Consider the following 23,072-nt stretch of genomic DNA (forward strand, 5'->3'; position numbering starts at 1 on the left):
AGGCGCAGTGTGCGTGCCGGATGGCCGGCCCCCGGTTCGCTGGCATGCACGCGCCGTTCGATCGAACATCCAAGGAGAACAACATGTCGATGCGTGCATCCCTTTCCGTCGTCACGCGCGTGCTGGCCGGCGCCGCGTGCGCAGCCGCGATGCTGCCTGCCCATGCGCAGAACAACCTGAACTTCCTGAACGACACGCCGCTCAGCTACTTCAGCAAGACCGACCGCGCGTCGCTGTCCAAGGCGGTCGTGCAGGTGCGCGACGAAGGCAAGGACGGTGAGACCACGACGTGGCAGAGCAGCGGCCGCGGCACGCAGATCGATGCGAAGCTCACGCCGACCACGACCGAGACGGACGGCAAGACCTGTCGTGAAGTCGCCACCGAGATCACCGCGAAGGGCCAGACGATGACGCTCAAGCCCGTCTATTGCAAGACCGACGCGGGCAAGTGGCAACTGAAGAAACGCTGAGCACGCGCGTGATGAAGCGGGGTGCCGCGCCGCGCACGGTGTCGTGCGGCGTCGTGATCCTCGATGCGGCCGGCCGCGTGTTCCTCGCGCACGCGACGGATACCACGCACTGGGACATCCCGAAAGGGCAGGGCGAGCCGGGCGAGACGCCGGCCGACGCGGCGCTGCGTGAACTGCTCGAGGAAACCGGCATCGTGTTCGGCGCCGATCGGCTGCTGGATCTTGGCCGCTTCGCATACCGGCACGACAAGGATCTGCACCTGTTCGCGGTGCGCGTGGCCGACGACGAAGTCGATCTCGCGCACTGTACGTGCACGTCGCTGTTTCCGAGCCGTCGCGACGGCTCGATGATTCCCGAGATGGATGCGTATCGCTGGACCCTGCCCGCCGACATCGACGCGTATGCGAGCCGCAGCCTCGCGCGGCTGTTTCGCACGAAGCTGTCGCTGGTGGAGTTGCATCGGCGGTTGATGGGTAGTTGAACGAGGGCGGCGGCTTCCGCTGCACCATGCCCCGGCTTCGCTTCGAAGCGCGCAACAAAAAACCGGCCCAGGGGCCGGTTTTTTTATGGTCACGCGACGGCGGCTTGCGAAGCCGCGTGCCGCATGCCGCATGCCGCGTGCGAAGCATGCCGTCAAGCCGGCTTGCCCCAGCTGTCGCGCAGCCCGACGATCCGGTTGAACACCGGCTTGCCCGGTTTCGAATCGACCCGATCGGCGACGAAGTAGCCGTGACGCTCGAACTGCAGGCGCGTTTCCGGTGCGATGTCGTCGTTGCCCGGTTCGATGTATGCCTGCACGATCTTCTTCGAGTCGGGATTCAGCGCCTCGAGGAAATTCGCGCCGCCCGCGTCCGGATGCGGCTCCTTGAACAGGCGGTCGTAGATCCGCACTTCGGCCGGCTGCGCATGCTTCGCGCTGACCCAGTGGATGTTGCCCTTGACCTTGTACGTGTTCGCGCCTTCGGTGCCCGACTTGCTGTCCGGGAAGTAGTTGCAGTGCACGGCCGTCACGTTGCCGTCGGCGTCCTTGTCGAAGCCCGTGCACTCGATCACGTAGCCGTAGCGCAGGCGCACCTTGTTGCCCGGGAACAGGCGGAAATAGCCCTTCGGCGGATTCTCGACGAAGTCCTCGCGCTCGATCCACAGCTCGCGCGAGATCGGGAACGTGCGCACGCCGCGATCCGGGTGGTGCGGGTGCACGGGCGCCGTGCACGCTTCCTCGAGGTCTTCCGGATAGTTGTCGATCACGAGCTTCAGCGGATCGAGCACGGCGACGGTACGTGCCGCCTTGTCGTCGAGGTCGTCGCGCAGCGCGCCTTCGAAGATGCTCATGTCGATCCACGAGTCGATCTTCGTCACGCCGATCCGCTCGCAGAACAGGTGGATGCTCTCCGGCGTGAAGCCGCGGCGGCGCACGCCGACGATCGTCGGCATCCGCGGGTCGTCCCAGCCGTCGACGTGACCTTCGGTCACGAGCTGCAGCAGCTTGCGCTTGCTGGTGATCGCGTACGTGAGGTTCAGTCGCGAGAATTCGATCTGTTGCGGCAGCGGGCGCGTGAACTTGCCGGCTTCCGCGAGTTCGTTCAGCACCCAGTCGTACAGCGGGCGGTGATCCTCGAATTCGAGCGTGCACAGCGAATGCGTGATGCCTTCGAGCGCATCCGAGATGCAGTGCGTGTAGTCGTACATCGGGTACACGCACCATGCGTCGCCGGTGCGGTAGTGGTGCGCGTAGCGGATCCGGTAGATCACCGGGTCGCGCATGTTCATGTTCGGCGAAGCCATGTCGATCTTCGCGCGCAGCACGTGCTCGCCTTCCTTGAACTCGCCGGCCTTCATGCGGCGGAACAGGTCGAGGTTTTCTTCCGGCGTGCGATCGCGGAACGGCGACGGCTTGCCGCCTTCCGTCAGCGAGCCGCGGTTCGCGCGCATTTCATCGGCGCTCTGGCTGTCGACATAGGCCTTGCCGCGCTGGATCAGCAGCTCGGCGAACTCGTACAGCTTGTCGTAGTAGTCGCTCGCGAAGTACTGGTGATCGACCGCGTCCTTGCGCCAGTCGAAGCCGAGCCAGCGCACCGCGTCGACGATCGAATCGACGTACTCGACGCTTTCCTTTTCCGGGTTCGTATCGTCGAAGCGCAGGTGGCACACGCCACCGTAGTCGCGCGCGACGCTGAAGTTCAGGCAGATGCTCTTCGCATGGCCGATGTGCAGATAGCCGTTCGGCTCGGGCGGAAAGCGCGTCTCGACACGTCCGCCCCATTTGCCGGTGCGGTTGTCGTCGTCGATGATGTTGCGGATGAAATTGGAAGCCGCGGGGGCGTCGTTACGTTCGGTGCTCATGCGGATGGCGTCAGGTTGTGTCGGCGCGCGCGTCGCGCCGGTTTAATCCCGTGATTCTACCTGACCGGGGTCCGTCCCGCGCGGCTTGCGGCATGCCGGGGGCGGGTTTCGACCGATTATCTCGATATTGTGTCGGCTGTAACACGACGTAAATCGGATTGCCCGGCCCGTTTGGCGTTGCCTATGATGGCTTCACCGATTCAATGCCGCCGTTCGGGATGCCGCGCGGCGGGAGGAAACTAAAAACCATGATGAAAAAGACCACGTTTATCGTTCGTACCGCCGTGATCGTCGCGGCCCTGTCGCAACTCGGCGCATGCGCCATGACGCATACGCAGCGCAATGCCGGTATCGGCGCGGCCGCGGGCGGCGCGCTCGGCTACCTGGTCACGGGCGGCCCGCTCGGCACGGTCGCCGGCGCCGCGGCAGGCGGCATCGTCGGCGCGAACGTGCGCTGACCGACAGACATGACGCGAGCCGCCTGCAAAACGGCGGCTTGACGTCCGGTCGCGACGCTGCGCTCAGCGCGTCCCGATCCACGCACATCCTTCCGATATCAGACAGGCAGCATCAGGGAGGAACGGGTGTGCGACACTGCGCCGACGCACCACAACGATGTCACTCGTCGACGCACTTTTCATGAGCCGTTTACCCGTTCTCGTCCTGCCGGGCTACGCCAATTCGGGCCCGCTTCACTGGCAGAGCCGCTGGGAGCGTGCCGACGCACGCTTCTCGCGCGTCGCGATGCCCGACTGGGACCGCGCGTTCCGCAACGGCTGGTGTCTCGCGCTCGATCGCGCGGTCGAAGCCGCGCGCGGGCCGGTGCTGATTGCCGGCCACAGCCTCGGTACGCTGACCACCGCATGGTGGGCGACGCGCTACGCGCGCCCGGCGGCGCTCGCCAAAGTGCGCGGCGCGCTGCTCGTCGCGTTGCCCGATCCCGACGGCCCCGCGTTTCCGGCTGACGCGTACGGTTTCGGGCCCGTGCCGTACGAACGGCTGCCGTTTCCGACCTGCGTCGTCGCCAGCAGCGACGATCCGTATGGCTCGCTCGCGTTCGCGCGAAACTGCGCGAACGCATGGGGCAGCGCCTTCCACGATATCGGCCCGCGCGGCCACATCAACGCGGACAGCGGGCTCGGCGACTGGCCCGATGCGCGCGGCTGGCTCGACGCGCTCGCCCGTCGCGATTGACGGCTCGATCGAGAGCGCGATCGACCGCGCGGGGCGGGGCAGCGGTCGAGGCCGATGCCACGCGGTCCGGCACCGGCACCACCCGCCGCGTTCAGATCGCCTGTTTCGCCCGCAGCGTGGCGATTTTCGCGTCGTCGTAGCCGAGCATGTCGCGCAGCACGTCATCGGTCTGCGCGCCGAGCAGCGGCGGGGCCGTGCGTGCTTCGGGCGGCGTCGCGCTCATCCGGATCGGGTTGCGCACGAGCTTCGCGTCCGCGCCGCATGGGTGCGGCAGCGATACCTGCATCCCGCGCGCGACGACCTGCTCGTTGTCGAACACCTCGTCGAGATCGTTGATCGGGCCGCACGGCACGCCGGCCGCTTCGAGCGCGCCGATCCAGTCGGCCTTGTCGCGCGCCTTCACCATCTCCGCGAGGATCGGCACCAGCGTGTCGCGGTGGCGCACGCGCGACGGATTCGTCGCGAAACGCTCGTCATCCGCCAGTTCGGGCCGGCCGCCGGCCTCGACGAACTTGCGGAACTGCCCGTCGTTGCCGACCGCGACGATGATCCATCCGTCGCGCGTCTGGAACGTCTGGTACGGCACGATGTTCGGATGCGCGTTGCCCCAGCGCACCGGCGGCTTGCCGCTCGCGAGGAAGTTGGTGTTCATGTTCGCGAGCAGCGCGACCTGCACGTCGAGCAGCGCCATGTCGATGTACTGGCCTTCGCCGGTCCGGTCGCGGTGCGCGAGCGCGGCGAGCACCGCGATCGTCGAGTAGAGGCCGGTCGCGAGGTCGGCGATCGCGACGCCGGCCTTCTGTGGGCCGCCGCCCGGCTCGCCGTCGCGCTCGCCGGTGATGCTCATGAAGCCGCCGATCCCCTGGATGATGAAGTCGTAGCCCGCGCGGTGCGCGTACGGGCCGGTCTGGCCGAAGCCGGTGACCGAGCAGTAGACGAGGTCGGGCTTCACCGCGCGCAGCGAGTCGTAATCGAGCCCGTATTTCTTCAACTGGCCGACCTTGTAGTTCTCGAGCACGACGTCGCTCTGCGCGGCGAGCTCGCGCACGATCTGCTGGCCCTCGGGCGTGGCGATGTCGACCGTCACCGAGCGCTTGTTGCGGTTCGCCGCGAGGTAGTACGCGGCCTCGGCGGTATCCGCGCCGTCCGCGTCCTTCAGGTACGGCGGCCCCCAGTGGCGCGTGTCGTCGCCGGCGCCCGGGCGCTCGACCTTGATCACGTCCGCGCCGAAATCGGCAAGCGTCTGCGCGCACCACGGGCCCGCGAGCACGCGGGTGAGGTCCAGCACGCGGATATGGCTCAGGGCACCCATCGTCGAATCGTCTCCTTTCATGGCTCGCCTTGTCGGGCAAGGCCGGTTGGCATGCCGAGCATCTTAAGGCGAATCGGCCGCACGGGTGGCCTGGAGCCCGTTATCGGCGGAAACAGGCGCCGCCCGGGGCCGGCCGGATGGCCGAGCCGCTTTCCGGCGCTTTGCCCGGAAGCGGGCCCCGATCCCGTATAATCGATCGTTTCCGAATCCATGCCGCCGCGCGCCCCGACAAGGGCGCCGGCGTTTGAAGCCGTCTTTGCCAGACTGTCCCCGCACGCCATGAAAGCTGCCGAAATCCGCGAGAAATTCCTCAAATTCTTCGAATCGAAGGGCCACACGATCGTCCGCTCGTCGAGCCTCGTGCCCGGTAACGACCCCACGCTGATGTTCACGAACTCGGGCATGGTCCAGTTCAAGGACGTGTTCCTCGGCACGGATCCGCGTCCGTACTCGCGCGCCACGACGGCGCAGCGCAGCGTGCGCGCGGGCGGCAAGCACAACGACCTCGAGAACGTCGGCTACACGGCGCGCCACCACACGTTCTTCGAGATGCTCGGCAACTTCTCGTTCGGCGACTACTTCAAGCACGACGCGATCAAGTTCGCGTGGGAGCTGCTGACCACGGTCTACCAGCTGCCGAAGGACAAGCTGTGGGTCACGGTCTACCAGGAAGACGACGAGGCCTACGACATCTGGGCGAAGGAAGTCGGCGTGCCGACCGAGCGCATCATCCGCATCGGCGACAACAAGGGCGCGCGCTACGCGTCGGACAACTTCTGGACGATGGGCGACACCGGCCCGTGCGGCCCGTGTACCGAAATCTTCTACGACCACGGCCCGGACGTGTGGGGCGGCCCGCCGGGGTCGCCAGAGGAAGACGGCGACCGCTACATCGAGATCTGGAATCTCGTGTTCATGCAGTTCAACCGCGACGCGCAGGGCAACATGACGCGCCTGCCGAAGCAGTCGGTCGACACCGGCATGGGCCTCGAGCGTCTCGCCGCGGTGCTGCAGCACGTGCACAGCAACTACGAGATCGACCTGTTCCAGAACCTGATCAAGGCCGCCGCGCGCGTGACCGAAATCAGCGACCTCACGAACAACTCGCTGAAGGTGATCGCCGATCACATTCGCGCATGCTCGTTCCTGATCGTCGACGGCGTGATTCCCGGCAACGAAGGCCGCGGCTACGTGCTGCGCCGGATCGTGCGCCGCGCGATCCGCCACGGCTACAAGCTCGGCCGCAAGGGCGCGTTCTTCCACAAGCTGGTGGCCGACCTCGTCGCCGAGATGGGCACGGCCTACCCGGAGCTGAAGGAAGCCGAACAGCGCGTGACCGACGTGCTGCGCCAGGAAGAAGAGCGCTTCTTCGAGACGATCGAGCACGGCATGTCGATCCTCGAAGCCGCGCTGGCCGACGTCGAGGCGAAGGGCGGCAAGGTGCTCGACGGCGAACTCGCGTTCAAGCTGCACGACACCTACGGCTTCCCGCTCGACCTCACGGCCGACGTGTGCCGCGAGCGCGGGATGACGGTCGACGAGCCGGCATTCGACGACGCGATGGCGCGCCAGCGCGAGCAGGCCCGTGCGGCCGGCAAGTTCAAGGCCGCGCAGGGCCTCGAATACACGGGCGCGAAGACCACGTTCCACGGCTATGAAGAAATCGCGTTCGACGACGCGAAGGTCGTCGCGCTGTACGTCGACGGTTCGTCGGTCAACGAAGTGAAGGCCGGCCAGGACGCGGTCGTCGTGCTCGACCACACGCCGTTCTACGCGGAATCGGGCGGCCAGATCGGCGACCAGGGCGTGCTCGCGAACGCCGCGACGCGCTTCGCGGTGGCCGATACGCTGAAGGTGCAGGCCGACGTGATCGGCCATCACGGCACGCTGGAGCAGGGCACGCTGAAAGTGGGCGACGTGCTGCGCGCGGAAATCGACGCGCATCGCCGCGCCCGCACGCAGCGCAACCACTCGGCCACCCACCTGATGCACAAGGCCTTGCGCGAAGTGCTCGGCGCGCACGTGCAGCAGAAGGGTTCGCTGGTCGACGCGGAAAAGACCCGTTTCGACTTCGCGCACAACGCGCCGATGACCGACGACGAAATCCGTCGCGTCGAGCAGATCGTCAACGACGAAATCCTGGCCAACGCGCCGGGCATCGTGCGCGTGATGCCGTACGACGAAGCGGTGAAGGGTGGCGCGATGGCGCTGTTCGGCGAGAAGTACGGCGATGAAGTGCGCGTGCTCGACCTCGGCTTCTCGCGCGAACTGTGCGGCGGCACGCACGTGCACCGCACCGGCGACATCGGCTTGTTCAAGATCGTCGTCGAAGGCGGCGTCGCGGCCGGCATCCGCCGCGTCGAGGCGATCACCGGCGACAACGCGGTGCGCTACGTGCAGGAACTCGACGCGCGCGTGAACGAAGCCGCGGCCGCGCTGAAGGCGCAGCCGTCGGAGCTCACGCAGCGTATCGCGCAGGTGCAGGACCAGGTGAAGTCGCTCGAGAAGGAACTGGGCGCGCTGAAGTCGAAGCTCGCGTCGAGCCAGGGCGACGAGCTCGCGCAGCAGGCGGTCGAAATCGGCGGCGTGTTCGTGCTGGCCGCGACGCTCGACGGCGCCGACGCGAAGACGTTGCGCGAAACGGTCGACAAGCTGAAGGACAAGCTGAAGAGCGCGGCGATCGTGCTGGCGGCCGTCGAAGGCGGCAAGGTCAGCCTGATCGCGGGTGTCACGCCCGACGCGAGCAAGAAGGTCAAGGCCGGCGAACTCGTGAACTTCGTCGCGCAGCAGGTCGGCGGCAAGGGTGGCGGCCGTCCGGACATGGCGCAGGCAGGCGGCACCGAGCCGGCGAACCTGCCGGGCGCGCTGGCTGGCGTGAAGGGCTGGGTCGAAGAGCGGCTCTGATCGTTCCGACCGATGTGATGCCGCCTCGTTGCGGCATCGCTTGAAATAAGAAAGACCCGATCGGCATGGGCCGGTCGGGTCTTTTTGTTTGTGCGCGTCGATCCGGGCGGCGACGCGCGAACACGGGTCAGGCCGTCACGGTCACCGTCGGCTTCGTCGCATCGGCGGGCGGCCGTCCGGCTTCCGTGAGTGCATCGCGCAGCGCGGCGAGGGCAGCCGACGCATAACCCTGCCGCCACGCGAGCAGCGTATCGATGCCTTCCAGTTCGGGGATCACGTGCGCGGCGATGTTGCCGGTTTCGGGCTGCAAATCGAGCACCGAACGCGGCGCGACCGCGATGCCGGCACCCGCCGCGACACACGCGACGATCGCGTGATACGACCCGAGTTCGAGCACGCGCGCCGGCTTGACGCCGTGCCCTGCGTACCACTGCTCGACGTACTTGCGATACGTGCAACCGCGCTCGAACGCGATCAGCGTCGGCAGGATCACGTCGCGCGGCGTGCGCACCGGCGGGTGGCCGCGCGGCGTCAGCAGCACCAGGTCCTCGCGGAAGACCGGCACCGTCTCGAACGTGTCGGGGAGCGTCTCCGGCGCGGGCGGGCGCGCGAACAGCGCGGCGTCGATTTCGAAATCGCGCACGCGGTCGATCAGCCAGCCCGTCGTGCCCGTCAGCAGCTCGAGCGACACGTCGGGCCACGCGTGGTGATAGCGCGCGAGCACGGTCGGCAGGCGGCTCGCAGCCGTGCTCTCCATCGTGCCGAGCCGCAGCCGCCCGCGCGGCGTGTCCTCGCGTATGGCATCGCGCGCCTCGTCGGCGAGCGCGAGCAGGCGCTCCGCATAGGGCAGCAGCGTGTGCCCGGCCGGCGTCAGCACGAGGCGGCGGCCGTCGCGCACGAACAGCGCCGCACCGAGTTCCTCCTCGAGCTGCTTGATGCGCGTCGTGACGTTCGACTGCACGCGATTGAGCTTGGCCGCCGCGCGCGTCACGCCGTTCTCGCGCACCACGGCCCGGAAAATCGCCAGCGCCGCCAGGTCCATGATTCTCTCCGAGTGATGATTGGATTCTTAATTATTCATTTTTCGAGAACGTTTGGTCAAGCTAGGATGGAAGCATTCCGATTTCCGATCCGGCCCGCGCGTTGAACGCCGGCCCTTGCCGCCATGTCCCGCTCCGATGCCCCGACCGCCGCCGCCGGCGCGCCTCCCGTCGATGATGCCGACCGCCGCGCCCGCACGGCGGCGCTGGCCTGCATGATCGGCCTCGCGGTCGTGCTCGGCGTCGGCCGCTTTGCGTTCACACCCTTGTTGCCGCTGATGCTCGCGGACGGCTCGATCGGCCTGAAGGCCGGCGGCTGGCTCGCGTCGGCGAACTACGCGGGCTACTTCGTCGGCGCGGTCAGTTGCGCTGCGCTGCGGATGGCGCCCGCGCGCATGGTGCGTGTCGGGCTCGTGGCCACCGTGCTGCTCACCGCCGCGATGGGTGTGGGCCGCCTGCTGCCGGTGTGGCTCGCGGTGCGCTTCGTCGCGGGCATCGTCAGCGCATGGACGTTCGTGTTCGTGTCGCAATGGGGGCTGCGGCGGTTGGCCGAACTGCATGCGCCGGAGTGGAGCGGGGTGATCTACGCAGGGCCCGGCGTCGGCATCGTGGTGACGGGGCTGATCGGCAGCGCGCTGGCCGGTCAGCGCGCGGCGTCGGGCTGGCTCGGGTTCGCCGCGCTGTCTGCGGTGCTGTCGGTCGTGATCTGGCGCACGTTTGCGGCCGCCCCGGCGCAAGCCGTGCCGCCGCCGGGCGGTGCCGCGCCGCATGGGGCCGCCGCCACCGCGTCGAACCACGCGCACGAACGCCGCCATCGCGCGGACGCCGCATGGCTCGTCGTGCTGTACGGCATGCCGGGCTTCGGCTACATCATCACCGCGACGTTCCTGCCCGTGATCGCGCGCGCCGCGCTGCCGGCCGGCTCGCCATGGCCCGACCTGTTCTGGCCGATGTTCGGCGCGGCGCTGATCGTCGGCGCGATCACCGCCGCGCGGCTGCCCGCGCACTGGGACAACCGGCTGCTGCTGGCGGCCGGCTGCGCGACGCAGGCGCTCGGCATCGCCGCCGGCATCGTGTGGCCGAACGCGGCCGGTTTCTCGGTCGGCAGCGCGCTGCTCGGCTTGCCGTTCACCGCGATCACGCTGTTCGCGATGCGCGAGGCGCGGCGCTTGCACGGCGAGCGGGCAGCCGGGCTGATGGGCTATGCGACCGCGTCGTACGGGGTCGGGCAGATTCTCGGTCCGCTCGTCGCGGCGCCGCTGGCCGCGCGCTTCGGGTCGTTTTCCCCCGCGCTGTGGGTGGCGGTAGCCGCGCTGCTGCTGGGCGCCGCCGGCTTCGCGGCGACCGCCGCGCGAGGGCGCCGGCAACCCTGATGTCGAGGGGGCCGGATCGTCTGCGGCACGGGCAAACTCGCTAGAATGAAGCCTTTCCCGCGCCGAGCGGGTGCGCGGGCAGCCGGCAGGCGGCCGTCCGGCGCCTGCCAGATCCCCATCGATGACCACCGCCGATTACCGCTTTTGCCCGCGCTGCGCGAGCCCGCTCACCGAGCGCGCCGATCCCGACCATGAAGGCGGCCGCATTCGCCAGGCGTGCCCCGACGACACCTGCGGCTATGTGCACTGGAACAACCCGCTGCCCGTCGTCGCCGCGATCGTCGAGCTCGACGGCAAGATCCTGCTCGCGCGCAACGCGGCCTGGCCCGAAGGCATGTTCGCGCTGATCACCGGCTTCCTCGAGAACGGCGAGACGCCCGAGGACGGCATCGCGCGCGAGGTCTTCGAGGAAACGGCGCTGAAGGCCGAGCACGTGTCGCTCGTCGGCGTCTACGAATTCATCCGCAAGAACGAGCTGATCATCGCGTACCACGTGCGCGCATCGGGCACGGTCGCGCTGTCGCCGGAACTGCTCGAATACAAGCTCGTCGATCCGCCGCTGCTGCGCCCGTGGCGCGCCGGCACGGGCGTCGCGCTCGCCGACTGGATGCGTGCGCGCGGCCTCGATTTCGAGTTCGTCGACCGGCCGGGGCAGTGACGGGCCGGCCCGTGAGCCGCGTTGCATCCGCCGTGCCGCGAGCGATCGCGGCGCGGCGTTCCGCTTCCTGCCGGTGCGCCGTGTCCCGCGGCGGCCGCGCGTCGTCCACCACGCTTCCATCGTCCTGACCGCCATCGCCATGTCCGACAAGCCGCAACCGCGTCCGCGCGACGCCTATCGCCACTTCCTGACGATCACGACCCGCTGGATGGACAACGACGTCTACGGGCACGTGAACAACGTCGTCTACTACAGCTACTTCGACACGGTCGTGAACGAATACCTGATCCGCGCGGGCGTGCTCGACGTCGAGCACGGGCAGACGATCGGCCTCGTCGTCGAGACGCAGTGCAACTACTTCGCGCCGCTCGTGTTCCCGCAGTCGGTCGACGCCGGGTTGCGGGTCGTGAAGCTCGGCACGTCGAGCGTGCGCTACGAGGTCGGGCTGTTCGCGCAGGGCGATGCATCGCCCGCCGCACAGGGGCATTTCGTGCACGTGTACGTCGATCGCGGCACGCGCCGGCCGGTGCCGCTGCCCGACGCGCTGCGCGCCGCGCTCGAGCCGCTCGCGGCCTGACTGCGCAGTGCACGCGTTCGCGCTCCAGGCCTTCAACGGCCTCAGCTACGGCTTGCTGCTGTTCATGCTGTCGGCCGGACTCACGCTGATCTTCAGCGTGCAGGGCGTGCTCAATTTCGCGCATGCGAGCTTCTACATGCTCGGCGCGTACGTCGGCTACAGCATCGCGGCCGGCGCGGGCTTCTGGCCCGCGCTGGTGCTCGCGCCGCTCGCGGTCGGGCTGCTCGGCGCCGGCTGCGAGCGCACGCTGCTGCGCCGCGTGCAGGCGCGCGGCCATACGAGCGAACTGCTGCTGACCTTCGGCCTCGCGTACCTGATCGGCGAGGGCGCGAAACTCGTGTGGGGCCTCGCGCCGCTGCCGGCGCCCGTGCCGGCGCTGTTCGACGGCGCGCCCGTGACCATATTCGGCCTCGCGCTGCCGCGCTACCGGCTGTTCATGATGGGGATGTCCACGGCGATGCTGGTCGCGCTCGGCGCGCTGCTGCGCGCGTCGCGCATCGGGCTCGTCGTGCGCGCGGCGCTCACGCACCGCGCGGCCGTCGAGGCGCTCGGCTACGACGTGCCGCGCGTGATGACGGCGCTGTTCGGCGCGGGCACCGCGCTCGCGGCGCTGGCCGGCGTGATCGGCGCGCCGCTCGCGGTGATCGAGCCCGCGCTGGCCGAAACCGTCGGGTCGGTCGTGTTCGCGGTCGTCGTGATCGGCGGGCTCGGCTCGCTCGGCGGCGCGTTCGCGGCGTCGCTCGCGGTCGGCTTCGCGCAGACCTTCGCGGCCGCGAGCGACACGTCGCTGCGCGACCTCACGGAATGGGCCGGCATCGCGCTGCCCGACAGCGTGGCCGCGGTGTCGATCGCGCAGCTGGCGCCGCTGGTGCCGTATCTGCTGCTCATCGCGGTGCTGGTCGTGCGGCCGCGCGGGTTGTTCGGCGAGCGTGCCGATGCGTAGCCGCACGCTCGCCGGCGTCGTGCGCTGGTCCCTGTTCTCGGCATGCGTCGTGCTGCCCGCATGGCTGTGGCCGCACGGCGCGGTGCTCGGCTATCTCGCGCAGACGGCCGCGCTCGTCGTGCTCGCGCTGTCGTACAACCTGCAGCTCGGCACGACCGGGCTGCTGTCGTTCGGGCACGCGGCGTTCGCAGGCCTCGGCGCGTTCGCGGCCGCTCACTGGTTCAACCACTTCGGCGGCCCGCTGCCGCTGTTGCCGCTCGTCGGCGGCGTGGCCGGCGCCGGCTTCGGCTTCGCCGCCGGGCTGCTCGCGACGCGCCGCTCGGGCACCGCGTTCGCGATGATCACGCTCGGGCTCGGCGAATGCGTCGCGGCCGCCGCGTGGAGCGTGCCGGCCTGGTTCGGCGGGATCGGCGGCGTGCCGATCGACCGCGCGAGCGGCACGCCGTGGGGCGCTTGGCATTTCGGCGCACCCGTCCAGGCGTATGCGGTGATCGCCGCGTGGTGCCTCGCATCGGCGTGTGCGATGCACGCACTGACACGCACGCCGCTCGCGCGGCTCGCGAATGCGGTGCGCGACAACCCGGTGCGCGTCGCCGCGCTCGGGTCCGATCCGCGCCGCGTGCGGCTCGCGATGGTCACCTGCGCGTCGTTCTTCGCCGGCGTCGCCGGCACGCTGACGCTGATCGACGTCGAAATCGCGACGCCCGACAGCGTATCGATGGCGCGCTCGGCGACCGTGCTGATCGCCGCGGTGATCGGCGGCACCGGCGCGTTCTTCGGGCCGGCGGCCGGGGCCGCCGTCCTCACGGTGCTGAGCATCGTCGTCGCGGGCGTGTCGCGTGCGTGGGCGCTGTATCTCGGCGTGCTGTTCGTCGTGATCGTCGTGGCCGCGCCGCGCGGAATCGCCGGGATCGTGCAAGCGCTCGCGCATGCATTGCGGCGCGGCGCGCCGGCGGCCGAGCGGTGGCGCATGCTGTGCGCGGCCGGTGCGTGTGTGTTCTGGGGCGTCGCGCTCGTCTGCGCGGCCGAGCTCGGCTATGCGTGGCGCTTCGCGCAGGACGACGGCGCGGGCTTCGCGTTCGGCGCCTGGAGCATCGACGCCGATACGCCGGCCGGCTGGGCCGTCGCGTGCTCCGCGTTCGGCATCGGTACGCTGCTGTGGGGCTGGCGCGCGCGGCTCGTGCCGGGCGGGCAGGCCCGCAAGCGGGAGGACGGGCGATGAACGGCAACGCGATCGCGCTGCACGGCGTGGTGCAGCGCTTCGGCGCGCAGACGGTGCTCGACGGCGTCGAGCTGAGCATCGCGGCCGGCGAGCGTCATGCGCTGATCGGGCCGAACGGCGCGGGCAAGTCGACGCTGTTCGGCGTGATCGCCGGCGCGGTGCGGCCGACGCGCGGGCGCGTCGTGCTGCACGGCGTCGAACTGCACGGGCGCGGGCCGGTCGTCGCGAGCCGGCTCGGCATCGGCCGCAGTTTCCAGCAGACGAGCGCGTTCGCGCGGCTGACCGTGTTCGACAACCTGCGCTGCGCAGCGCTGCATGCGCCGGCCGAGCGGCGGCGCTGGTGGAACCGGCTGCGCGAATCGGCGTCGGTCGATCTCGCGGCCGCTCGCGTGCTGCACGACATCGGCCTCGATGCGCACCGCGACACGCTCGCCGGCGAACTGAGCTATGCGGAACAGCGCGCGCTCGATCTCGGGATCGCACTCGCGAGCGGCGCGCGCACGCTGCTGCTCGACGAGCCGACGGCCGGCATGAGCCGCGCGCAGGCGGCGCGGATGATCGCGCTGATTCGTGCGACGACGCAGGGGCGCACGGTCCTGTTGATCGAGCACGACATGGATGCGGTGTTCGGCTTCGCCGAACGCATCACGGTGCTCGTGCGCGGCACGGTGGTCGCGACCGGCGCACCCGATGCGATCCGCGCCGATCCGGTCGTGCGGGCCGCGTATCTGGGCGAGGGCGGCGCATGAGCGCGTTGCTCGACATTCGCGAGCTGCGCGCGTGGTACGGGCTGCAACCCGTGCTCGACGGCGTCGATCTCGCGCTCGCGCCGGGCGAGACGCTTGCGCTGCTCGGCCGCAACGGCTCGGGGCGCTCGACGCTCGCGAAGGCCGTGATGGGGCTCGTGCGCACGGCCGGCTCGGTGCGCATCGGCGGCGCCGAATGCGTGGGGGCGCGCACGTTCGAGATCGCGCGGCGCGGCGTCGCTTACGTTGCCGAAAGCCGTGACGTGTTCCCGCTGCTGACGGTGCGCGACAACCTGCGGCTCGGGTTGCGCGGCGTCAGCGGCGCGGCCGAACGCACGGCGCTCGAACGGCTGTTCGACCGTTTTCCGTTGCTGGCCGCGCGCGCGGACGTGAAAGCGGGGCGGCTATCGGGCGGCGAGCAGCAGGTGCTCGCGCTGGTACGGGCGCTGGCCGGCCGCCCGCGCGTGCTGATCGTCGACGAACCGGCGGAAGGGCTCGCGCCGCTCGCGGTCGACGAAGTCGGCGCGTGCCTCGCCGCGCTGCAGGCTGACGGTGTCGCGATCGTGCTGATCGAGCAGCGGCTGCAGTTCGCGCCGCGGCTCGCGCGGCGCGTCGCGGTGATGGGGCGCGGGCGGATCGTCTACGACGGTGCGCTCGACGGCCTGGGCGGCGACGTCGCGAACGCATGGCTGAGCGCCGGCTGACGGCGCGCGAGCGATTGTTCGGGAAACGCTGCCAGTCAATTCGTGGCGAGCCGCTTTATCGCCGCCATGCCGCACCGTAAATTGCCGGTCATACCGGTTGCACATCGACGCAACAACCCGGCAGCCGGCACCCTCCATCGAAAGTCTTGGACTGAGGAATGAAATCATGAGCAAGCTGGCAAACAAGGTCGCGATCGTCACGGGCGGCTCGAAGGGCATCGGCGCGGCGATCGCGAAGGCACTGGCCGCGGAAGGCGCGTCGGTCGTCGTGAACTACGCGAGCAGCAAGGCGGGCGCCGATGCGGTCGTGAGCGCGATCGTCGAAGCCGGCGGCCGCGCGGTCGCGGTCGGTGGCGACGTGTCGAAGGCAGCCGACGCGCAACGCATCGTCGATACCGCGATCGACACGTATGGCCGTCTCGACGTGCTCGTCAACAATTCCGGCGTGTATGAATTCGCACCGATCGAAGCGATCACCGAAGAGCACTACCGCCGGCAGTTCGACACGAACGTGTTCGGCGTGCTGCTGACCACGCAGGCAGCGGTCAAGCATCTCGGCGAAGGCGCGAGCATCATCAACATCAGCTCGGTGGTGACCAGCATCACGCCGCCGGCCAGCGCCGTGTACAGCGGCACCAAGGGCGCGGTCGACGCGATCACCGGCGTGCTTGCGCTCGAACTCGGCCCGCGCAAGATTCGCGTGAACGCGATCAACCCGGGGATGATCGTGACCGAGGGCGCGCACAGCGCGGGGATCATCGGCTCCGATCTCGAAAAGCAGGTGCGCAGCCAGACGCCGCTCGGCCGCCTCGGCGAGCCGGACGACATCGCGTCGGTGGCCGTGTTCCTCGCATCGGACGATGCGCGCTGGATGACCGGCGAGCACCTCGTCGTGAGCGGCGGGTTGAACTGATCCGGCAAGGGCGGTGCAGCGGCGCGCGTGCGCCGATGGTGCCGCCCGTCACGCTACGCGTGCATCGCGAGCGCATAACGGCCGACGTGCCACTGCAGGCTCTCGACGACGAGCGCGTGATTCCGTTCCGAGTCGAGCCCCGCGATCGTCATCGCACCGACGATGCCTGCGCCGGCGATCCGCAACGGCACGCCGCCGCCGTCGAGCGCATAGTCGTCGTCCGACAGCCCCTGCGACTGCAGCGACCAGCCGGCGCGGCGAAAGCGCTCGCCGACCGCGAGCGAACTGAGGCCGAAGCGCAATACCGTGTTCTGCCGCCGGCGGATCGCGTCGCTGTCGCCGGCGACGCTGCCGTCGAGCGCGCAGTAGAACAGCGGCGCCTGCTCGCCGACGATGCTCACCGCGATCGGCAGCCCGCGGCGCGACGCAAGGTTGACGGCGATTTCACCCATCCGGCGGGCCACGGCCGCATCGAAGCGCGGCAGCGCCGGGTTCGACGCGTCGTCGTCGAAGGGGTAGGGTTCGAGGCGAAAGAGGGTCGTCACCATGGCGGCTCCGTGGCGTCGCCGGCGCTGGGTGCGCGCGCCGGGCGTCGCATCGTCACGGGCCGCGCGCGGGCCCGTCTTTCCATCACTGCTTCGGTGCGTCGAGCATCCACTCGTGCGCGGGATCGTTCTTGAACGCCCACGCGCGGCTCGGCCCGGCCATCACGTTCAGGTAGTACAGGTTGTAGCCGTGCGGCGCGACCACCGGGTGGTAGCCGCGCGGCACCATCACGACGTCGTGGTCCTCGACCGCGCACGCTTCGTCGAGGCTGCGGTCGTCCGTGTACACGCGCTGGAACGCGAAACCCTGCGGCGGATCGATCCGGTGGTAATAGGTTTCCTCCAGCGACGTTTCGTCAGGCGCCGCGTCGCGGTCGTGCTTGTGCGGCGGATAGCTGCTCGAATGGCTGGCCGGCGTGACGACCTCGACCACGAGCAGCCGGTCGGCCGCCGGGTTGTCGCCCATCAGGATGTCGCACACGTAGCGCGTGTTGGTGCCTTGCCCGCGTACCGAGCGGCGCATCCGCTCGCCGTCGAGGCGTTGCACGGGCTTGTCGCCGCTCACGTACGGCGCGGTGCACAGCGCGACTTCCGCATCGCGCGTCGCGACCAGCGTGACCGTCTTGCCGCCCGGCACGTACAGCGCGTCCGGCGAAACGTCCTCGAACACGCTGGCGCGCTTGCCGAGCGCATCGTAGGTTTTACCGTCGACATCCGCGCGTACCGTGCCGGTGAGCACGACGACGCACAGTTCGCGCGCGCCGGTGTCGAGCGTTTCGGTGTCGCCGGCCTTCAGGCGCAGCGCGCGGAAACCGACGTGCTTCCAGCCGGCCGACTCGGGCGTGACGTTGCAGATCTCGCGGTCGGCAGAGGCCTTGACCAGCAGGGGAGAAATCGTCATGGGGTGGGGCTCCGTATCAGGGTAGGGCTCACGCGTTCATGCGGTCATGCGTTCACGCGCTTACGCGCTCAACCGGTCGACGATCGCGCGCAGCGATTCGTAACCCTTCTTCGCATACGCGTAGCTCGGCGCGACGGCCGGATCCTGCTCGGCCTCGACGACGAGCCAGCCTTCGTAGCCGGCGTCCTTCAGCGTGCGCAGCGTCGCCTCGTAGTCGAGCGCGCCGTCGCCCGGCACCGTGAAGGTGCCGTTGATCACGCCGTTCAGGAAGCTCCAGCCGTCGTTGCGCGCCTGCGTGACGACCTGCGGCCGCACGTCCTTGCAATGCACGTGCACCACGCGCGACACATGCTTCTTCAGCAGCGCGACCGGATCGGCCGCACCGCCGAAATACGCGTGGCCGGTGTCGAACAGCAGGAACACCTTCGCCGGGTCGGTCAGCGCCATGAGCCGGTCGACGTCGTCGGGAGACTCGACGTACGCGCCCATGTGGTGATGGTAGGCAAGCTTGATCCCGTACGTGTCGAGCAGGTGCGCGCCGAACGCGTCGAGGCGCGCCGCGTAGCGCCGCCAGGCTTCGGCGTCGACGAAGCGCGGGCGCTTCGCGACCGGCGTGTCGATGTTGCCCTGGATCGTGCCCGCGCATTCGCCGTAGACCACCACCTTCACGTCGTTGACCTGCAGCTTCGTCATGTGCGCGCGGCAGCGCTCGATCTCGGCGGCGACCGCATCGGCGTCGCTCATGCCCGGCTCGACTTCTGCGAGGAATCCCGAATACCAGCCGGACACGCACACAAGGCCGAACTCGGCGAGCTTCGCCTTCAGCTCGGGGCCCGTCTTCGGAAACTTGTTGCCGAGCTCGAAGCCCGCGTAGCCGATTTCGGCGCCTTCCTTCAGCGCCGTGTCGAGCGGCGTCTCGCCGCCGAGCGACGGCAGGTCGTCGTTCATCCACGACAGGGGATTGATACCGATGCGGACGTTCCAGCTCATGACGTGTTTCCTGGGTTCGAATGTTGTTGTTTCGGCGCGGCCGATGGAAAGGGTGGGCGGATCAGCGCCGCTGCCGGGTCTTCGCATCGAGATACGCGCGGTGCGCTGCATCGACGCCGGCGCGTTCGGATACTTGCGGCACCGCGACTTCCCACCATGCGCCGCCGTCATCGGTCGTGCGCCGGTGCGTGGTGTCGATCACGAGCACCTGGCTCTTCTTCGCCGCGCGGGCGCGCTTCATCTCGCTGCGCAGCTCGCCGATGTCGCGCACGTGCACGGCTTCGGCGCCCATCGCGCGCGCATGCATCGCGAAATCGATCGTCGAGCGCTCGCCGCCTTCCGGCACGCAGTCGTCGAGCATGTTGTTGAAGCTCGCACCGCCGCAATTCAGTTGCAGCCGCTCGATGCAGCCGTAGCCGCGGTTGTCGAGGATCACGACGATGATCTTGCGGCCGAGCATCACGGACGTCGCGAGTTCCGCGTTGAGCATCATGTACGAGCCGTCGCCGACGATCACGATCACTTCGCGTTCGGGCCGCGCGAGTTTCGCGCCGAGGCCGCCCGCGACCTCGTAGCCCATGCACGAGTACGCGTAGTCCATGTGGTAGTTGCCCGCCACGCCGCTGCGCCACAGTTTGTGCAGTTCGGCCGGCAGCGTGCCGGCCGCGCACACGACGAGGTCGTCGCGCGCGCTGTCGCGGCCCGCGTCGGCCGCGGAATCGCGCACCGCGCCGATCACTTCGGCGTCGTACGGGAGCGTGTCTTTCGGCACGCGCGTCGTGAGTTCGGTCACGCGCGCGTTCCATGCGGCGGCCTGGTCGCGGTTGCTTGCGGTCCATGCCGGATCGGCTTGCCAGCCGGCCAGGGCGGCCGACAGCTGGCCGAGGCCCGTGCGCGCATCGGCCACCAGTTGGCGGCCGCGCTTCTTGCCCGCGTCGAACGGCTGCACGTTCAGGCTCAACAGCGTCGCGTTGCCGTAGAGCGCATGCGAGCCGGTCGTGAAGTCCTGCAGCCGCGTGCCGACCGCGAACACCACGTCGGCCTGCGCGGCCGCGCGGTTCGCGGCAGGCGAGCCCGTCACGCCGATCGACCCGAGATTCAACGGATGGTCCCACGCGAGGCTGCCCTTGCCGGCCTGCGATTCGGCGACCGGCACGCCGTGCGTATCGGCGAACGCGCGCAGCGCATCCCACGCCTGGCTGTACAGCACGCCGCCGCCCGCGACGATGAGCGGCTTCTTCGCGGCTTTCAGCGCGTCGAGCGCATCGGCGAGTTCGAGCGCGTCGGCCGGCGGCCGGCGCATCCGGATCACCGGCGGCGCGAAGAAATCCTCGGGCCAGTCGTACGCGAAGGTCTGTACGTCCTGCGGCAATGCGAGGCACACGGGGCCGCACTGCGCGGGATCGGTCATCACCTGGATCGCGCGCGGCAGCGCGACGAGCAACTGCTCGGGCGACGTGATCCGGTCGAAGTAGCGTGTCACCGGCCGGAAGCAGTCGTTCGCGCTGACGTCGCCCTGTTCGAAATCCTCGACCTGCTGCAGCACGGGGTCGGGCAGGCGCGACACGAACACGTCGCCGGGCAGCAGCAACAGCGGGAGGCGGCCGACGTGCGCGAGCGCGGCCGACGTCAGCATGTTGGTCGCGCCGGGGCCGATGCTCGACGTCGCGGCCATCATCCGCTGGCGGAAATTCGCTTTCGCGAACGCGACGGCCGCATTGGCCATCCCTTGCTCGTTGTGGGCGCGAAAGGTCGGCAGCCGGTCTTTTTCAGCGTGCAGCGCCTCGCCGAGCCCGGCTACGTTGCCGTGGCCGAAGATCGCGAACACGCCGCCGCAGTACGGCAGGATCTCGGTGCGGCCGTCGGGCTGGACGACTTCGGCGCGCAGGGCGGCCAGATAGCGCACGAGCGCCTGGCTGACGGTCAGTCTCACGGTAGAGGTCATGTCGGTCGGTGAAGAGGAGGGGGGCATCGCAGGCATCACGTCAGGCCGCGGCGGCGCGGGCAGCCGCGGCACGGCGGCCGAGCCATGCGTCGACCAGCTGCGCGAAGTTGCCGGCGACTTCGTCGATCAGCGCCTGGTCGTCGATCCGGCCGGCGAACCAGTTCAGCGACGCATCGGCCCACAGCGTGCGCCCGACCATGAAGCCCTTGACGATCGGGTTGGTCGCCGAGCGGAAGCTGTCGACGAGGTATTGCAGCGGCTGGTTCAGCCCGAGGATCACCGCGCCGCGGCAATACGGGTCGCGCTCGGCGATCAGCGCGGCGAGCCGCGTCCAGCCGTCGGCGGTGAGCGGCGTGAGCTTCCACCATTCGGGCTTCACGCCGAGGTTGTAGAAGCGCGCGATCGTGCGCAGCACCGCGTCGTCCTCGGTGCCGGCCGGCGTGACCGCGCGCGGCGGAATCATTTCCAGCAGCAGTTCGTTGCCGCTGGCGCGCGTGGCTTCCCACAGTTCCAGCACCCGCTGCTCCTGTTCGACGCGCAGGTCGACCGGGTCGTCCGGGTGATAGTGCACGAGGCACTTCACGACCTGTTCGGTCGGCCAGTGCGTGAGCGACGAGCCGACCGAGCGCGTTTCGTCGAAACGCAGCGGCCGCGAGCCGGGCAGCTCGACCGGGCGGCCGACCCACCAGCCGCGTCCGGTCGCCGACGCAAGCGCGTCGCTGCCGTAGCCGCCGCCGTCGATCAGCACGCCGACGTGGCCCTCGATATGACGATCGCGCTCGACCTGTTCGACCGCGCGAACGAGCAGGCGCTTCAACGTCTTGATCCGTGCTTCGTCCGCGCCGGCCTGCACCGCGAGTTCGTAGAACTGGCTGCGATGGTCGAACGCCATCACGCACAGGTCGTCCCATTCGCGGCGCGGCACCGTCACGCGATGCAGGTGCGCGAGCGTGTGGTCGGCGTCGACCACCGGGTTGCGGCTGCCGTCGAACCAGTGTGCCAGCTCGGCCGGCGTCGGCATCGCGGCCGAGCACGCGTGGCGCGACACGACGATCGCGCCGCACGCGTTCGCGATGCGCGTCGATTCGGCCCAGTCGCGGCCGCGCAGCAGCCCGGACAGCAGGCCAGACAGGAACGCGTCGCCCGCGCCGAGCACGTTGAGCACTTCGACGCGTTCGCCGAGGAAGGTCGGCGCATCGTCGATGCGCTCGGGAATGTCGCCTTCGATCACGCAGCAGCCGAGCGCGCCGCGCTTGACGACCAGCGTCGCTTTCGTGATCTCGCGTACCGCCTGCAACGAGCCGATCACGTCGTGCGGCACGCCGCCCGCGATCAGGAACTCCTCCTCGGTGCCGACCAGCAGGTCGAATTCGCCGAGCGCCTGCTGCAATTGCCGCGTCACCTGCGCGTCCGGCACGTAGCGGTTTTCGCCCGCGCCGCGCGCGGTCAGCCCCCACAGCACCGGCCGGTAGTCGATGTCGAGGATCCGCACGACGCCATGGCGGCGCGCATAACCGAGCGCGGTCAGCGACGCCTCGCGCGTGCCCGGCGTCGACAAATGCGTGCCGGTGATCGCGAGCGCGCGGCAGCCGGCGATGAAGTCCTCGCTGATTTCGTCGGCGCGCACGGCCATGTCCGCGCAGTTCTCGCGCACGAACAGCAGCGGGAACGTGTCGCGATCCTTCAGCCCGAGCAGCACCAGCGCGGTGAGGCGCTCGCGGTCGGTCTGCAGCTGGCTCGTGTCGCAGCCTTCACGCTCGAGCGTCTCGCGCAGGAAGCGCCCCATCTGCTCGTCGCCGACGCGCGAGATCATCGCGGTCTTCAGCCCGAGCCGGGCCACGCCGAACGCGACGTTGCCGGACGAGCCGCCGAGATACATCTGGAAACTGCGCGCGTCTTCCAGGCGGCTGCCGTACTGCTGCGCATAGAGATCCACGGCCACGCGGCCGAGGCAGGCGAGATCGATGGGGCGGTCACTCGGAAAGTTCAGCAGGCTCATATCACGTGTCACGCTCGCGGCCGGCGTTCGGCGATGCCGGCGGATTAGGGGACCGAACCTCTGGCGACGATCCGCACCGTGTGCTGCACGACGCGGGGCTGCCTGCCGCAAGGAATCGGGCTACGGAACGGAGTCTAGACTTTTTGGAAATCCAGTTCCCTAGGTGAAATCACGTAGAAATAAATTTCCAAATTTTCGAGGAAGTGATCTACAGTTTCATCCGGATGCTTCAGTCCCGATCGGACCAGATCGGACTCGGCCCGGCGGCGCGCAACGCGCCGTCTTCCGCCCC

Annotated in this window: 21 protein-coding genes; 13 read left to right on the forward strand and 8 right to left on the reverse strand. The window is 69.3% G+C overall.

The window, feature by feature from the left end; translation table 11 throughout:
• Positions 1 to 83: 83 nt before the first annotated feature.
• A complete protein-coding gene (locus C5O79_RS11580; RefSeq protein WP_122474529.1) occupies positions 84 to 470 on the forward strand; it encodes a hypothetical protein in 387 nt (128 codons plus the stop codon).
• Positions 471 to 481: 11 nt separating this feature from the next.
• Entirely contained in the window at positions 482 to 952 is a 471-nt protein-coding gene (locus C5O79_RS11585; protein ID WP_046545436.1) for an NUDIX hydrolase, read from the forward strand.
• A 152-nt stretch (positions 953 to 1,104) separates the two neighbouring features.
• Here C5O79_RS11585 and C5O79_RS11590 read toward each other — a convergent pair whose 3' ends face one another.
• Positions 1,105 to 2,814, reverse strand: a complete 1,710-nt coding sequence (locus C5O79_RS11590; protein WP_039347445.1) for a glutamine--tRNA ligase/YqeY domain fusion protein — start codon at positions 2,812 to 2,814, stop codon at positions 1,105 to 1,107.
• A gap of 248 nt (positions 2,815 to 3,062) precedes the next feature.
• Between C5O79_RS11590 and C5O79_RS11595 the strand changes: the two genes are divergently transcribed.
• Both C5O79_RS11595 and C5O79_RS11600 read left to right on the forward strand, forming a co-directional pair.
• Complete coding sequence (locus tag C5O79_RS11595) at positions 3,063 to 3,272, forward strand: ornithine acetyltransferase (protein ID WP_011351716.1); 210 nt, start codon at positions 3,063 to 3,065, stop codon at positions 3,270 to 3,272.
• Between the two features lie 181 nt (positions 3,273 to 3,453).
• Positions 3,454 to 4,008, forward strand: coding sequence for an alpha/beta hydrolase (locus tag C5O79_RS11600; protein ID WP_046546320.1), 555 nt, complete (start codon positions 3,454 to 3,456; stop codon positions 4,006 to 4,008).
• Positions 4,009 to 4,099: 91 nt separating this feature from the next.
• On the opposite strand, the gene C5O79_RS11605 is transcribed toward C5O79_RS11600, so the two are convergent.
• Entirely contained in the window at positions 4,100 to 5,320 is a 1,221-nt protein-coding gene (locus C5O79_RS11605; RefSeq protein WP_039347854.1) for a CaiB/BaiF CoA-transferase family protein, read from the reverse strand.
• Positions 5,321 to 5,599: 279 nt separating this feature from the next.
• On the opposite strand from C5O79_RS11605, the gene alaS reads away from it, so the two are divergent.
• Positions 5,600 to 8,224: an alanine--tRNA ligase gene (gene alaS / locus C5O79_RS11610; protein WP_046545438.1), complete on the forward strand. Its 2,625-nt coding sequence runs from the start codon at positions 5,600 to 5,602 to the stop codon at positions 8,222 to 8,224.
• Positions 8,225 to 8,351: 127 nt separating this feature from the next.
• On the opposite strand, the gene C5O79_RS11615 is transcribed toward alaS, so the two are convergent.
• Complete coding sequence (locus C5O79_RS11615; RefSeq protein ID WP_122473815.1) at positions 8,352 to 9,266, reverse strand: LysR family transcriptional regulator; 915 nt, start codon at positions 9,264 to 9,266, stop codon at positions 8,352 to 8,354.
• 123 nt (positions 9,267 to 9,389) lie between these two features.
• Here C5O79_RS11615 and C5O79_RS11620 point away from each other — a divergent pair, with 123 nt between their 5' ends.
• The 8 genes from C5O79_RS11620 (at position 9,390) to C5O79_RS11655 (ending at position 16,400) form a co-directional block, all read left to right on the forward strand.
• Entirely contained in the window at positions 9,390 to 10,637 is a 1,248-nt protein-coding gene (locus tag C5O79_RS11620) for a YbfB/YjiJ family MFS transporter (RefSeq protein WP_122473816.1), read from the forward strand.
• 121 nt (positions 10,638 to 10,758) lie between these two features.
• Positions 10,759 to 11,295 (forward strand): NUDIX domain-containing protein, encoded by a 537-nt coding sequence (locus C5O79_RS11625; protein WP_039347430.1) that lies wholly within the window; start codon positions 10,759 to 10,761, stop codon positions 11,293 to 11,295.
• 139 nt (positions 11,296 to 11,434) lie between these two features.
• Positions 11,435 to 11,872: a thioesterase family protein gene (locus C5O79_RS11630; protein WP_047851088.1), complete on the forward strand. Its 438-nt coding sequence runs from the start codon at positions 11,435 to 11,437 to the stop codon at positions 11,870 to 11,872.
• A gap of 7 nt (positions 11,873 to 11,879) precedes the next feature.
• Positions 11,880 to 12,815, forward strand: a complete 936-nt coding sequence (locus tag C5O79_RS11635; RefSeq protein WP_122473817.1) for a branched-chain amino acid ABC transporter permease — start codon at positions 11,880 to 11,882, stop codon at positions 12,813 to 12,815.
• Positions 12,808 to 14,037, forward strand: a complete 1,230-nt coding sequence (locus C5O79_RS11640; RefSeq protein ID WP_122473818.1) for a branched-chain amino acid ABC transporter permease — start codon at positions 12,808 to 12,810, stop codon at positions 14,035 to 14,037. The genes C5O79_RS11635 and C5O79_RS11640 overlap by 8 nt, the downstream gene beginning before the upstream one ends.
• Positions 14,034 to 14,786: an ABC transporter ATP-binding protein gene (locus tag C5O79_RS11645; RefSeq protein ID WP_122473819.1), complete on the forward strand. Its 753-nt coding sequence runs from the start codon at positions 14,034 to 14,036 to the stop codon at positions 14,784 to 14,786. The genes C5O79_RS11640 and C5O79_RS11645 overlap by 4 nt, the downstream gene beginning before the upstream one ends.
• Positions 14,783 to 15,487, forward strand: a complete 705-nt coding sequence (locus tag C5O79_RS11650; RefSeq protein WP_122473820.1) for an ABC transporter ATP-binding protein — start codon at positions 14,783 to 14,785, stop codon at positions 15,485 to 15,487. The genes C5O79_RS11645 and C5O79_RS11650 overlap by 4 nt, the downstream gene beginning before the upstream one ends.
• A 166-nt stretch (positions 15,488 to 15,653) precedes the next feature.
• On the forward strand, positions 15,654 to 16,400 hold the full coding sequence (locus tag C5O79_RS11655; protein WP_039347419.1) for a glucose 1-dehydrogenase: 747 nt from the start codon (positions 15,654 to 15,656) through the stop codon (positions 16,398 to 16,400).
• Positions 16,401 to 16,453: 53 nt separating this feature from the next.
• Here the strand turns inward: C5O79_RS11655 and C5O79_RS11660 are convergent, their stop codons facing one another.
• The 5 genes from C5O79_RS11660 to iolC form a co-directional block, all read right to left on the reverse strand.
• Positions 16,454 to 16,948, reverse strand: a complete 495-nt coding sequence (locus tag C5O79_RS11660; protein WP_122473821.1) for a heme-degrading domain-containing protein — start codon at positions 16,946 to 16,948, stop codon at positions 16,454 to 16,456.
• Between the two features lie 82 nt (positions 16,949 to 17,030).
• The gene (iolB, locus tag C5O79_RS11665; RefSeq protein ID WP_122473822.1) at positions 17,031 to 17,846 is read right to left on the reverse strand and encodes a 5-deoxy-glucuronate isomerase; all 816 of its coding nucleotides are present in this window, start codon (positions 17,844 to 17,846) and stop codon (positions 17,031 to 17,033) included.
• Positions 17,847 to 17,906: 60 nt separating this feature from the next.
• Positions 17,907 to 18,836: a myo-inosose-2 dehydratase gene (iolE, locus tag C5O79_RS11670; protein WP_122473823.1), complete on the reverse strand. Its 930-nt coding sequence runs from the start codon at positions 18,834 to 18,836 to the stop codon at positions 17,907 to 17,909.
• 61 nt (positions 18,837 to 18,897) lie between these two features.
• Positions 18,898 to 20,781 (reverse strand): 3D-(3,5/4)-trihydroxycyclohexane-1,2-dione acylhydrolase (decyclizing), encoded by a 1,884-nt coding sequence (gene iolD / locus C5O79_RS11675; RefSeq protein ID WP_047850371.1) that lies wholly within the window; start codon positions 20,779 to 20,781, stop codon positions 18,898 to 18,900.
• A 40-nt stretch (positions 20,782 to 20,821) separates the two neighbouring features.
• Positions 20,822 to 22,780: a 5-dehydro-2-deoxygluconokinase gene (gene iolC, locus C5O79_RS11680; RefSeq protein ID WP_047850370.1), complete on the reverse strand. Its 1,959-nt coding sequence runs from the start codon at positions 22,778 to 22,780 to the stop codon at positions 20,822 to 20,824.
• Positions 22,781 to 23,072: the final 292 nt, after the last annotated feature.

It is taken from the genome of Burkholderia sp. SRS-25 (genome assembly GCF_004343765.1).
Taxonomy (GTDB): domain Bacteria; phylum Pseudomonadota; class Gammaproteobacteria; order Burkholderiales; family Burkholderiaceae; genus Burkholderia; species Burkholderia contaminans.

Coding starts and splice junctions, on each gene's coding strand:
- C5O79_RS11625 (WP_039347430.1), top strand. CDS start 10,759: ATGACCACCGCCGATTACCGCTTTTGCCCGCGCTGCGCGAGCCCGCTC.
- C5O79_RS11650 (WP_122473820.1), top strand. CDS start 14,783: ATGAGCGCGTTGCTCGACATTCGCGAGCTGCGCGCGTGGTACGGGCTG.
- C5O79_RS11645 (WP_122473819.1), top strand. CDS start 14,034: ATGAACGGCAACGCGATCGCGCTGCACGGCGTGGTGCAGCGCTTCGGC.
- C5O79_RS11600 (WP_046546320.1), top strand. CDS start 3,454: ATGAGCCGTTTACCCGTTCTCGTCCTGCCGGGCTACGCCAATTCGGGC.
- C5O79_RS11620 (WP_122473816.1), top strand. CDS start 9,390: ATGTCCCGCTCCGATGCCCCGACCGCCGCCGCCGGCGCGCCTCCCGTC.
- C5O79_RS11605 (WP_039347854.1), bottom strand. CDS start 5,320: ATGGGTGCCCTGAGCCATATCCGCGTGCTGGACCTCACCCGCGTGCTC.
- C5O79_RS11660 (WP_122473821.1), bottom strand. CDS start 16,948: ATGGTGACGACCCTCTTTCGCCTCGAACCCTACCCCTTCGACGACGAC.
- C5O79_RS11655 (WP_039347419.1), top strand. CDS start 15,654: ATGAGCAAGCTGGCAAACAAGGTCGCGATCGTCACGGGCGGCTCGAAG.
- iolD (WP_047850371.1), bottom strand. CDS start 20,781: ATGACCTCTACCGTGAGACTGACCGTCAGCCAGGCGCTCGTGCGCTAT.
- iolC (WP_047850370.1), bottom strand. CDS start 22,780: ATGAGCCTGCTGAACTTTCCGAGTGACCGCCCCATCGATCTCGCCTGC.
- C5O79_RS11585 (WP_046545436.1), top strand. CDS start 482: ATGAAGCGGGGTGCCGCGCCGCGCACGGTGTCGTGCGGCGTCGTGATC.
- C5O79_RS11595 (WP_011351716.1), top strand. CDS start 3,063: ATGATGAAAAAGACCACGTTTATCGTTCGTACCGCCGTGATCGTCGCG.
- iolB (WP_122473822.1), bottom strand. CDS start 17,846: ATGACGATTTCTCCCCTGCTGGTCAAGGCCTCTGCCGACCGCGAGATC.
- C5O79_RS11590 (WP_039347445.1), bottom strand. CDS start 2,814: ATGAGCACCGAACGTAACGACGCCCCCGCGGCTTCCAATTTCATCCGC.
- C5O79_RS11640 (WP_122473818.1), top strand. CDS start 12,808: ATGCGTAGCCGCACGCTCGCCGGCGTCGTGCGCTGGTCCCTGTTCTCG.
- C5O79_RS11580 (WP_122474529.1), top strand. CDS start 84: ATGTCGATGCGTGCATCCCTTTCCGTCGTCACGCGCGTGCTGGCCGGC.
- iolE (WP_122473823.1), bottom strand. CDS start 18,836: ATGAGCTGGAACGTCCGCATCGGTATCAATCCCCTGTCGTGGATGAAC.
- C5O79_RS11630 (WP_047851088.1), top strand. CDS start 11,435: ATGTCCGACAAGCCGCAACCGCGTCCGCGCGACGCCTATCGCCACTTC.
- alaS (WP_046545438.1), top strand. CDS start 5,600: ATGAAAGCTGCCGAAATCCGCGAGAAATTCCTCAAATTCTTCGAATCG.
- C5O79_RS11615 (WP_122473815.1), bottom strand. CDS start 9,266: ATGGACCTGGCGGCGCTGGCGATTTTCCGGGCCGTGGTGCGCGAGAAC.